At 73.5% G+C, this 10,703-nt stretch carries 9 protein-coding genes and 1 pseudogene; 6 read left to right on the plus strand and 4 right to left on the minus strand.

Annotated elements, in window-relative coordinates; translation table 11 throughout:
- From ABWK99_RS08890 to ABWK99_RS08900, 3 genes and pseudogenes are all read right to left on the minus strand, one after another.
- The coding region (locus ABWK99_RS08890) for an NAD(P)/FAD-dependent oxidoreductase (protein ID WP_372594342.1) at nucleotides 1-1,071 on the minus strand (1,071 nt) is incomplete at its 3' end.
- A pseudogene (locus ABWK99_RS08895) lies at nucleotides 1,068-1,592 on the minus strand (isoprenylcysteine carboxyl methyltransferase family protein). The gene ABWK99_RS08890 and the pseudogene ABWK99_RS08895, both read right to left, overlap by 4 nt.
- Nucleotides 1,593-1,595: 3 nt before the next feature.
- Entirely contained in the window at nucleotides 1,596-2,675 is a 1,080-nt protein-coding gene (locus ABWK99_RS08900) for a type III polyketide synthase (protein ID WP_372594343.1), read from the minus strand.
- A 174-nt stretch (nucleotides 2,676-2,849) separates the two neighbouring features.
- Here ABWK99_RS08900 and ABWK99_RS08905 point away from each other — a divergent pair, with 174 nt between their 5' ends.
- From ABWK99_RS08905 to ABWK99_RS08925, 5 genes are all read left to right on the plus strand, one after another.
- Entirely contained in the window at nucleotides 2,850-3,704 is an 855-nt protein-coding gene (locus ABWK99_RS08905; protein ID WP_372594344.1) for a UbiA family prenyltransferase, read from the plus strand.
- Nucleotides 3,705-3,948: 244 nt separating this feature from the next.
- A complete protein-coding gene (dnaK, locus tag ABWK99_RS08910; RefSeq protein ID WP_372594345.1) occupies nucleotides 3,949-5,808 on the plus strand; it encodes a molecular chaperone DnaK in 1,860 nt (619 codons plus the stop codon).
- On the plus strand, nucleotides 5,805-6,398 hold the full coding sequence (grpE, locus tag ABWK99_RS08915; RefSeq protein ID WP_372594346.1) for a nucleotide exchange factor GrpE: 594 nt from the start codon (nucleotides 5,805-5,807) through the stop codon (nucleotides 6,396-6,398). The genes dnaK and grpE overlap by 4 nt, the downstream gene beginning before the upstream one ends.
- Before the next feature lie 40 nt (nucleotides 6,399-6,438).
- Nucleotides 6,439-7,449 carry a DnaJ C-terminal domain-containing protein gene (locus ABWK99_RS08920; protein ID WP_372594347.1) on the plus strand — a complete coding sequence of 337 codons (1,011 nt, stop codon included), beginning with the start codon at nucleotides 6,439-6,441 and terminating at the stop codon, nucleotides 7,447-7,449.
- Nucleotides 7,450-7,492: 43 nt separating this feature from the next.
- The gene (locus tag ABWK99_RS08925; RefSeq protein ID WP_372594348.1) at nucleotides 7,493-7,906 is read left to right on the plus strand and encodes a heat shock protein transcriptional repressor HspR; all 414 of its coding nucleotides are present in this window, start codon (nucleotides 7,493-7,495) and stop codon (nucleotides 7,904-7,906) included.
- A 101-nt stretch (nucleotides 7,907-8,007) separates the two neighbouring features.
- Here ABWK99_RS08925 and ABWK99_RS08930 read toward each other — a convergent pair whose 3' ends face one another.
- Complete coding sequence (locus tag ABWK99_RS08930) at nucleotides 8,008-8,772, minus strand: hypothetical protein (protein ID WP_372594349.1); 765 nt, start codon at nucleotides 8,770-8,772, stop codon at nucleotides 8,008-8,010.
- 289 nt (nucleotides 8,773-9,061) lie between these two features.
- On the opposite strand from ABWK99_RS08930, the gene ABWK99_RS08935 reads away from it, so the two are divergent.
- On the plus strand, nucleotides 9,062-10,703 hold a 1,642-nt coding region (locus ABWK99_RS08935), incomplete at its 3' end, for a sigma-70 family RNA polymerase sigma factor (RefSeq protein ID WP_372594350.1).

Raw genomic sequence — 10,703 nt, forward strand, 5'->3', positions numbered from 1 at the left:
GCGCGCGAGGCGGTCCACCGCGGCGCCGAAGACGACGGGCGCAGCGGCGGCGACCGGGACGACGGCGCCGCGCAGGGGGCTCGTCGCCCAGGTCACCAGTGCCCGGGTCAGGAGCCGGTGGTCCCGGCCCTCGGCCCGCCAGGCGCGTTCGTAGTCCGATGCGGAGTCGAGGGTCGCGACGGCGGCGCGCGCCTGAGCGAACCCGAGCCGCAGCCCTTCGCCGGTGAGCGCGTCGACGTAGCCCGAGGCGTCCCCGACGAGGCGGACCGGCCCGAGGCTGCGGCGCCTGCTGTCCTGGCGCAGCGGTCCGGCCCCGCGGACCTCACCCAGCGGTGCGCCCTCGATCCTCGCGGCCAGCTCGGGGAAGCCCGAGAGCGCGTCGTCGAAGACGGTCCCGCGGGGGCCGAGCAGGGCGATCCCCACCAGGTCCTCCGCCACGGGGGTGACATAGGCCTCGGCGCGTTCCCCCCAGTGCACCTCGACCAGGTCGGACCACGGCGCGATCTGTACGTGCCGTCGCAGCCCGTACCGCCGTGGCGCTCGGGCAGGGGCGGGCCGCTCGAGCCCGAGGAGGCGCCGAACGGTGGAGTGCAGCCCGTCGCAGGCGAGCAGCCATCGGGCGGAGACCTGCAGCGGGGCGCCGTGCTGCGCGCCGGCGATGCGCAGCGTGACGGTGGTCCGGTCGCCGACGATCTCGACCGCGTCCACCCGGGCCGTGCGCTGCTCGACCCCCACGGCCGCGCACCGGTCGAGGAGGGCGGCGTGCAGCGTCGTGCGGCGGACCCCTCGCCCCGGGCCGTTGCCGAAGGAGTGGTCGACCGCCCGCCCGGGCGCGCGGTAGCCGATCCCGCGCAGCGGATGCCCGTCCGGGTCGACGTCGAGGCGCTGGAGCGCCGCGAGCGTCCCCGGCATGAGGCCCTCTCCGCAGGCCTTGTCGATCGGCCCCGACCGCGGCTCGACCACGAGCACGTCGTGGCCGACCATGCGTGCCTCGATCGCGGCGGCGAGGCCCACCGGTCCGCCCCCGACGACCAGGACGTCCACCTGCGGGACCCTGCCGTGCGCGGTCATCGTCCGCCGAGCGCCTCGGCGAGGGCGCGCTCCTCGCTCGGTATCCGGTACCGCAGCAGCAGCACGGCGTTGAGCACCGTGAACGCGAGGGCGGTCACCCAGGCCGTGTGCACGAGCGGAAGGGCGAGGCCCTCGACGACGACGGCGACGTAGTTCGGGTGCCGGAACCAGCGATAGGGACCCCGGGTGACGAGCGGGAGGCCCGGCACGACGACGACCCGGGTGTTCCACCGGTGCCCGAGCGACGTGATGCACCACCAGCGCAGCCCCTGGCTCGCGAGCACGAGGACCAGCGCCGTCCATCCGAGCGCCGGGATGAAGGGGCGCTCCGCCAGGTGCGCCTACGCCACACAGGCCACGAGCAGCCCGGTGTGCAGGGCGACCATCGCCCCGAAGTGCGCTCGCCCGCGCTCCACCCCACCCCTGGCCATCGCCCACCGGGCGTTCCGCGCGGAGACCACGAGCTCGGCGAGCCGTTCCAGTGCGGTCGCGGCGACCACCAGGTCGAAGAGCAGCAGCATCGCTCAGTCCTCCTCCGGCCCGCGCAGCAGGACGAGCTCGCAGGCCACCCCCGGGCCGAAGGCCATGAGCACCGCGACGTCACCCGGTCCCAGCGGCTCCTGGCCGAGGGTGAGGTCCAGGACGTGCAGCACCGAGGCGGAGGACAGGTTGCCGACGGCGGCGAGCGAGTCGCGGCTGCGGTCCAGTGCCTCGGGGCGGAGGCCGAGGGCCTGGGTCGCGGAGTCGAGCACCTTCGGTCCGCCGGCGTGGACGACCCATCGGTCGACGTCGCCGGAGGAGAGCCCGTGGGGAGCGAGCAGGGCCTCGACCTCCTGCGCGAGATGCGCCTCGAGCACCGTCGGAAGGCCGGCGGAGAGCACGATCCGGAACCCTGACTCGCCGACCTGCCAGCCGAGGGCGTCACCGGTCCCGGAGAAGAGCCGGCTCCTGCTGTCGACGACGACGGCCTCCCTGGGGTGTCGGGCGCCGGCCGGGTGCGCGGACCCCACGAGCACGGCAGCGGCGGCCCCGTCACCGAAGATCGCGCTGGAGACGAGGTTCGCCGTGGACCCGTCGCCGTGCTGGAGGGTCAAGGAGCACAGCTCCAGGCAGACCAGCACCCCGACGTCCCCGGGGTGGCCGACGAGGTAGTCGTGCACGCGGGCCAGTCCTGCCGCGCCGCCCGCGCAGCCGAAGCCGAACGACGGCATGCGACGGACGTCGGGCCGGAGCCCGAGCCGCTCCACGAGCAGGGCGTCGATGGACGGGGCGGCGATCCCGGTCACGGTCGTGAAGAGCAGGAAGTCGACCTCGGAGGGTCGCAGCCCCGCGGCGTCCAGCGCCTCCTCCAAGGCGCGGGCGGCCAGCTCGGTCCCGTGGTGGATGAACAGGTCGTTCGCCCGGCTGAAGGAGCCGAGGTCCGCGTAGGCCTCGAGCGGGAGCGTCATGTGCCGGGTCAGCACCCCGCTGGCCCCGTGGAGCCGCTCGAGCAGGGCGCGGCGTGCCGGGTCGGGCGCGAGGATCGGTCCGAGCATCCCGGTGATCTCGGCCTGAGGGTGCACGTGCGGCGGCAGCGCCGACGTCACGGCCAGGAGGCGCGACATCTGGGCATCGTGCCACGCGCCCACCCGTACGGCGCGGGGAGGGCGCACCCGGCACCCTCGCGTGGGCCCTGCCTTCGTCCGTCCGATCGTCGCGGGCAGTAGCCTCGGGCCGATCGACCGTTTCGCGGGGCGAACGGCTCCGCCGAGCGCGGCCGGCAGGACCAGGGGGCGCGGATGTCGACAGGGGCCACGGTGCGCGGGCTCGTCTCGGCCTGCCATCCCGGGCCGACCGCCGTCGTCACCGCGCTCTCGGCGGCTCTGCTCCTCGGCACCGGCGCGACCGCGCGCACCGCGCTCCTCGCCACCGCGGCCGTGCTCACCGGCCAGCTCTCCATCGGGTGGTCGAACGACTGGCTCGACGCCGGCCGGGACGCGACAGCGGTCCGGCGGGACAAGCCGAGCGTCAGGGGAGTCGTCTCGGTGGCGCTGCTGCGCGCCGTCGCCGTGGTCGCCGCCGTCCTGTGCGTCGCGCTCTCGCTGGCGACGGGTGTGCGTCCGGGGCTCGTGCACCTCGTCGCCGTGGCGGTCGCATGGGCCTACAACCTGCGGCTCAAGGACTCGGTGTGGTCCTGGGCCCCCTACGCGGTGTCCTTCGGGCTGCTCCCCGTCTTCCTCGTCATGACGCTGCCGGGTCAGCCGCTCGCCGCCGCCTGGGCCGTGGGCTGCGCGGCGTTCCTCGGGACCGGCGCCCACGTGGCGAACGTCCTTCCCGACCTGGAGGACGACGCGGCCACGGGGGTGCGCGGGCTGCCGCACCGGATCGGCCGCCGCCGTTCGGGGCAGCTCGCTCCCGCGCTGCTCGTCGTCGGGGTCGCCTTCGGCGTGCTCGGGACCCTTCACGCGCCCGGCGGTCTTCCCGCCCTCGGGGTCATCGGGGTCGGGGCCGTCGCCGCGGTGCTCGCCGTCGATGCCGGGGTGCTCGCCGTCACCAGACCGCGCAGCCGCGCACCCTTCGGGCTCAGCATGACCGTCGCGGGGCTCTGCGTGCTGCTCCTCGTCTTCTCCGGCAGCTCCCTCGTGAGCGCCTGACCGGTTCCGGACGGGTCCCGCACCGGTGCGGGAGAGCGCCCGCGGGGCGACCGGCGGTGGGAATGGGCGGTCGGACCTGTGGGTTGAGTGTGTATGACTCAACTTCGGCGCGGGAAACTTGCGCTCGATGGGCCATCGGCGCAGACTTGAGCGCGGCAGGCTCAACACGGCCTGGAACAGCAGGTAGACCAGCATCGCTCGCGGCCCCGGCCGGCGAGCAGAACCGCGAAGGAAGGCATCACTCATGGCACGAGCCGTCGGGATCGACCTCGGCACCACCAACTCGGTCGTCTCCGTCCTGGAGGGCGGCGAGCCGACCGTCATCGCGAACGCGGAGGGCATGCGCACGACGCCGTCCGTCGTCGCCTTCTCCAAGACCGGCGAGGTCCTGGTCGGCGAGGTCGCCAAGCGCCAGGCCGTCACCAACGTCGACCGCACCATCACCTCGGTCAAGCGCCACATGGGCACCGACTGGTCCGTCGCGATCGACGACAAGAAGTACAACGCGCAGGAGATCTCCGCCCGCGTGCTCGGCAAGCTCAAGCGGGACGCCGAGGAGTACCTCGGCGAGTCCGTGACCGACGCGGTCATCACCGTCCCCGCCTACTTCAACGACGCCCAGCGTCAGGCCACGAAGGACGCGGGTCAGATCGCCGGCCTCAACGTCCTGCGGATCGTCAACGAGCCGACCGCGGCCGCGCTGGCCTACGGGCTGGAGCGCGGCAAGGAGGACGAGCTCATCCTCGTCTTCGACCTCGGTGGCGGCACCTTCGACGTCTCCCTGCTCGAGGTGGGCAAGGACGAGGACGCCTTCTCGACCATCCAGGTGCGCGCGACCTCCGGTGACAACCACCTCGGTGGCGACGACTGGGACAACCGCATCGTCGAGCACCTGATCAAGGAGGTGAAGAACTCCTCCGGCGTCGACCTGTCCAAGGACAAGATCGCCCTGCAGCGTCTGCGCGAGGCGGCCGAGCAGGCCAAGAAGGAGCTCTCCTCCACGACGAGCACCACCATCTCCATGCAGTACCTCTCGATGAGCGAGAACGGCCCCATCCACCTGGACTCCAAGCTCACGCGCTCGCAGTTCGAGCAGATGACGGCCGACCTCCTGGAGCGGACCAAGGCGCCGTTCAACGCCGTCATCCGTGACGCCGGGATCAAGCTCGCCGACATCGACCACATCGTTCTCGTCGGTGGCTCCACCCGGATGCCCGCCGTCTCCGAGGTCGTCAAGCAGCTCTCGGGCGGCAAGGAGCCCAACAAGGGCGTCAACCCGGACGAGGTCGTGGCCGTCGGTGCCGCGCTCCAGGCCGGTGTCATCAAGGGCGAGCGCAAGGACGTCCTGCTCATCGACGTCACGCCGCTGAGCCTCGGCATCGAGACCAAGGGCGGGGTGATGACCAAGCTCATCGAGCGCAACACGGCCATCCCGACCAAGCGCAGCGAGATCTTCTCGACCGCGGACGACAACCAGCCGTCCGTGCTCATCCAGGTGTTCCAGGGCGAGCGCGAGTTCGCCCGGGACAACAAGCCGCTCGGCACCTTCGAGCTCACCGGCATCGCGCCGGCGCCCCGCGGCGTCCCGCAGATCGAGGTCACCTTCGACATCGACGCCAACGGCATCGTGCACGTGTCCGCCAAGGACCGCGGCACCAACAAGGAGCAGTCGATGACCATCACCGGTGGCTCCGCGCTGCCGAAGGAGGACATCGAGCGCATGGTGCGCGAGGCCGAGGAGCACGCCGCTGAGGACAAGGCCCGCCGCGAGGAGGCCGAGACCCGCAACCAGGCCGAGAACCTGGCCTACTCGACCGAGAAGGTCCTGGCCGACAACGGCGACAAGGTCCCCGACGAGGTGAAGACCGAGGTCACCACCGCGATCGGCGAGCTCCGCACCGCTCTCGAGGGCACCGACATCGAGGAGGTCAAGGCCAAGCAGGCGGCCCTGACGACGGTCGCGCAGAAGATCGGCGAGGCCATCTACGCCGCCGACGCCGCTGCCGAGGGCGCTGCCGCCGCCGAGGAGGCGCCGGAGGGCGCCACCGCCGCGGACGACGACGTCGTCGACGCCGAGATCGTGGACGAGGACGAGGCCAAGTGACGGACGCCACCACCGGACCGGGTGGGGACGAGGAGCTCGACCCCACCCGGCCGCGGTTCACAGACAAGCGACGGATCGACCCGGAGACGGGCGCCGTGCGGGAGTCGTCCGGTACGGCTCCCGCCGGGGCCCCGGCCTCGGCTGATGCCCTCGAGCTCGAGACGGCGCAGGCCGTGGCTGCCGAGCACCTCGCCGACCTGCAGCGACTCCAGGCCGAGTACGTGAACTACCGCAAGCGGGTCGAACGTGACCGGCTCGTGGCCCGTGACCAGACGGTCGTGGCGATGATCGAGGCCCTCCTCGGGGTCCTCGACGACGTCGAGCTGGCCCGGCAGCACGGCGAGCTGGCCGAGGGCCCGTTCGCCGCCATCGCCGAGAAGCTCGAGGTCGCGCTCGGCCGGTTCGGCTGGGAGCGCTACGGTGCGGCGGGCGAGCCGTTCGACCCGACCGTGCACGAGGCGCTCATGCACGCGCACTCGGACGAGGTGTCCGAGCCGACCGTCGTCCAGGTGCTCCAGCCGGGGCACAAGGTCGGCGAGCGGATCGTGCGGGCCGCACGGGTGGCCGTCGCCGAGCCGGGCGAGGGCTGAGCAGAATGACGTGGGGCACGCCGAGGGGAGGGTCAGGACGATGACCGGTCAGGACTGGTTCGAGAAGGACTTCTACGCGACCCTCGGCGTGCCCAAGAATGCTGACGCCGCTGCGATCAAGAAGGCGTACCGCAAGCTCGCGCGGACGCTGCACCCGGACCACAACCCGGGTGACGCCGCCGCCGAGGCCAAGTTCAAGGACGTCGGCGAGGCGTACGCCGTGCTGTCCGACCCCGAGCAGCGGCAGCAGTACGACGCCGTGCGCGCGATGGCCGGTGGCGGGGCGCGCTTCTCCGCCGGTGGCCGGCAGAGCGCCGGTGGCGCCGGGTTCGAGGACGTCTTCGGGGGGCTCTTCGGGGCCGGAGCCGGCGGCGGCGGTCAGCGCGTGCGGTACTCCTCCCAGGGCGGCGCCGGCTTCGAGGACATCCTCGGCGGCCTCTTCGGCGGTGCAGCGGGTGGGGCCGCGGGGTCGGCGGGGAACTTCGGTCGTCGCCCACGCGCAGGCGTCGACCTCGAGGCGACCACCACGCTGCCCTTCCGGCAGGCCGTTGCGGGGTCCACCGTCACGCTCTCGGTCGACGGCCGGAGCGTGACCGCGCGGATCCCCCCCGGTGTGCGCGACGGGCAGAAGATCCGGCTGCGCGGCAAGGGCCGGCCGGGTGAGGCCGGTGCCCCGCCCGGCGACCTGGTGATCGCGGTCAAGGTCGAGCCGCACCCGGTCTTCAGCCTCGACGGTCGTGACCTGCGGGTCACCCTCCCGGTGACCTTCGCCGAGGCGGCCCTGGGGGCCCAGGTGGACGTCCCGACGCTGGACGGCAGCTCCGTGCGGGTCCGCGTACCGGCCGGGACGCCCTCGGGTCGCACCCTGCGCGTCCGCGGCCGCGGTGTCGCGGCGCACGGGACGGGGGCGGCCGGCGACCTGCTGGTGGTCGTGCAGGTCGTCGTCCCGCAGCGGCTCTCGGACGAGGCGAAGGCCGCGGTCGAGCAGTTCGCTGCGGCGACAGCGGATGCAGACGTCCGTGAGGACCTGCGGGCCCGCGCCACCACCTGAGCACGGGCCGACCGGCCCGGATCGACCGACACAGGAGGAGCTGATGACGTACGACGCACCCGTGCTCGCCATCTCCGTCGCGGCCGAGCTCGCCGGGATGCACCCTCAGACGTTGCGGCAGTACGACCGTCTGGGGCTCGTCTCGCCCAGCCGGACGCACGGTCGTGGGCGGCGATACTCCCTGCGCGATGTCGCCACCTTGCGCGAGGTGCAGCGACTGTCCCAGGACGAAGGCATCAACCTCGCAGGGATCAAGCGGATCCTCGCGCTGGAGAGCGAGGTGGAGCGCCTCGGCGAGCAGGTCGAGCTGCTGCGCACGATGGTCGATCCGGGGCGCCGGGTGTTCGCCGCGGGGGCCAAGGGTGAGGTCGTCGCCGTTCCCCGTGGCCACCGCCCGGCCCGCGTCACGAGCAGCGGGGCGCTCGTGGTCTGGCGACCGGCGCAGCACGACCGCTGAGACCGGCGGGCCCCCCGCCCCGGACCGCGCCAGCACGACGGAACGGCCTGCCCTCCCCTCCAGGTGGCAGGCCGTTCCGTCGTGCGCGGCCGGTCAGGGGTTCACCGGCGCAGGTGCTGGAGCAGGTCGACGGCGCGTTGGTGCGTCTCGGGAAGCGGCTCGATCCAGATGCGGGGCGGCTGCCGGAGCAGATCGCTGATCTGGAGCGTGTGCGCGTGGTCGTTGACCTGGTCACGCACGCGGCGCACGGTCTCGCCGAGGTCGTAGTCGCGCTCGACGAGCACGGCGAACGCCCCGCCCCCGAGGGAGGCCATCGGGTGGCCGGTGCCGAGTGCGGCGCTCAGCGCCCGCCCCATCGCGGCCGAGCGCGCCATCCGGCGCCACGGTGCGAGGTCGCCGGTGGCGACGTCGACCAGGACGAGGCAGTGGGTCGAGAACGCGTGGTGCGCGTGACGGTGCGCTGTTCCGTAGGTCTCGCTGAGCCGGACACCGAGGTACTCGATCGTGGGCAGTCCCGACTCGGGGTCGAGGCACGAACCGGCGACGGGCGTCGCGTCGATCGCCTCGGCCCAGCCCTCGCACAGGGCGCGGATGGCGTCGAGGCCCGGCTCGCGGTCCAGCAGACCGAACAGCACGGCGATGTCGTCGAGGCTCTCGGCGATGCCGACGCCGGCCGCGCCGCGGACGGTGCCGAGGCGATGGGCGGCCCCTGTCACGTCGAGGCCATGGGTCAGCGCCTCGGTGAGGGCGTCGACGGCCGGGTGGTACCAGTCTCCGGGACGCAGCCAGACGGACTCGACCGTCTGCGCCTGCCACCGTTCGCGCAGCGAGGGGGCCGTCTGCTCGGTTGCCTGGTTCGTCTGCATGCCGGATGAGACGGCGTGCGGGCCGGGTCATGACGCGGTTTCGCCCGACTCGGCGCCGTTTCACCCGGTCGGGTGCACGGGTCACGTCGTCGGGTCGGCTCACCACCCGGTCCGGATCGTGGTTCTCGTGCAACTCGTCCCGGTCGTTCTGCGGCATTTCTCACCCGTTGGGCGGGTCCGCCCTGGTGACGGCCATGAGACTCTTTCCAGTGGAGACGTGTCATCGGTGACCGAGCACAGGTGCTCGGCGGGGGCCGGGGTCGTTCGCGGGCAGTGAGGGGAGGTCGGCATGAGCGTCGGGAGCGCCTGGGACGTGTCCAGCGACGCCGAGCTCATCACGGCTGTCCGCAGCGGCGAGAACGCCGCCTTCGGTGTCCTCTACGAGCGCCACGTCGCCGCCGCCCGCGCCGTGGCCCGGCAGTACTCGAACTCCGCAGCCGACACCGAGGACGCCGTCTCCGAGGCCTTCAGCCGGGTGTTCGCCGCGGTCCAGGAGGGTGGCGGCCCGGACGTCGCCTTCCGCGCCTACCTCTTCACCGTGCTGCGGCGCGTGGCGCTGGACCGGGTCGAGGCCGCGCGTCGCGCCCGCCCGACCGACGACACCGCGACCTTCGAGAACGCGTCGATCGCCGTGGAGTCCTCCGACGAGGAGGCGATGGCCGGCTTCGAGCGCGGTGTCGTGTCCCAGGCCTACCAGAGCCTGCCCGAGCGGTGGCGTGCTGTGCTCTGGTACACGGAGGTCGAGGGCCTCTCGGCCGCCGAGATCGCTCCGGTTCTCGGGCTGACCGCCAACGGGGTGGCCGCCCTGGCGTACCGCGCACGGGAGGGTCTGCGTCAGGCGTACCTCCAGCAGCACCTGGCCGCTCCCGAGAGCGAGGCCTGCACGCTGGTCAACTCCAAGCTCGGCTCCTACGTGCGCGGCGGTCTCGCCACCCGGGAGACGGCGCTCGTGGAGTCGCACCTCGACGAGTGCGGTCGCTGCCGCGCCCTCGTGCTCGAGCTCGGTGACGTCAATCACGGGATGCGTGCCTTCATCGCGCCTCTTGTCCTCGGGGCGATCAGCATCGGCGTCCTGCACGGGATCGGTTTCGGCGGTGCGGTGGGCTCCGGCGCGGGTGCCGCGGCGGCCGGTGCGGCAGGGACCGGAGCAGCGGGCGGTTCGGGAGCGGCCGGTGCAGGCGGGGCCTCGCCCGGCGGGGAGTCGGCGACGGCCGGCGGTTCCGCAGCGGGGTCGGGCGGCGCCGTGGCCGGTGGCGTGGCGGCGGCGAGTGCGGCGGCGGTGGCCGTCGGTGCAGCGGTCGCTGGCCTCAACGGTGGTGAAGCGGCCGCGGCCGGCGGTGGCGCGGCCGGTGGCGCAGGGGCGGCGGGCGCGCCAGGTGGCGGTGCTGCCGGTACGGGTACCGCCGCGGCAGGTGCTGCCGCTGCCGGTTCTGCTGCTGGTTCTGCCGCGGGTGCCGGCGGTATCGCGGCACTCCTGGCCGCTGCCCCGGTCGGCGTGTTCGGCGCAGCCGCCGCCGTCCTCGTCGTGGCAGCGGGACTCGGCGTCGCGGGTGCGCTCGGACTGTTCTCCGGCGGTGCTGGCGACGGCACGCCAGGCGCGGCACCGACGTCCGTCGTCTCCGCCGACCCAGGTCCTGGCACCGACGGAGACGGGTCGACGGTTCCCTCGACGGGGGACGGCGCGACGGACGGCGACACGACGGACGGTGGTGCCACGGACGGTGGTGCCACGGACGGTGGCGTCACGGACGGTGGTGCGACCGGCGACGGCGCGGCCGCCGGCACCGGTGGCGGCACGGGAACCGGGACCGGCACGGGAACCGGGACCGGCACGGGAACCGGAACCGGCACGGGCACCCCGACCCCCACTCCGACGTCGACCCCCACCCCCACCCCGACTCCGACCTCGACTCCCACACCGACGTCGACCC

The sequence above is a fragment of the Actinotalea sp. genome (assembly GCF_041597215.1).
Lineage (GTDB): Bacteria > Actinomycetota > Actinomycetes > Actinomycetales > Cellulomonadaceae > Actinotalea.

Excerpts from the sequence above, each read along its gene's own strand:
- ABWK99_RS08920 (WP_372594347.1), top strand. The coding sequence starts at position 6,439 with ATGACCGGTCAGGACTGGTTCGAGAAGGACTTCTACGCGACCCTCGGC.
- ABWK99_RS08930 (WP_372594349.1), bottom strand. The coding sequence starts at position 8,772 with ATGCAGACGAACCAGGCAACCGAGCAGACGGCCCCCTCGCTGCGCGAA.
- ABWK99_RS08900 (WP_372594343.1), bottom strand. The coding sequence starts at position 2,675 with ATGTCGCGCCTCCTGGCCGTGACGTCGGCGCTGCCGCCGCACGTGCAC.
- ABWK99_RS08905 (WP_372594344.1), top strand. The coding sequence starts at position 2,850 with ATGTCGACAGGGGCCACGGTGCGCGGGCTCGTCTCGGCCTGCCATCCC.
- dnaK (WP_372594345.1), top strand. The coding sequence starts at position 3,949 with ATGGCACGAGCCGTCGGGATCGACCTCGGCACCACCAACTCGGTCGTC.
- ABWK99_RS08925 (WP_372594348.1), top strand. The coding sequence starts at position 7,493 with ATGACGTACGACGCACCCGTGCTCGCCATCTCCGTCGCGGCCGAGCTC.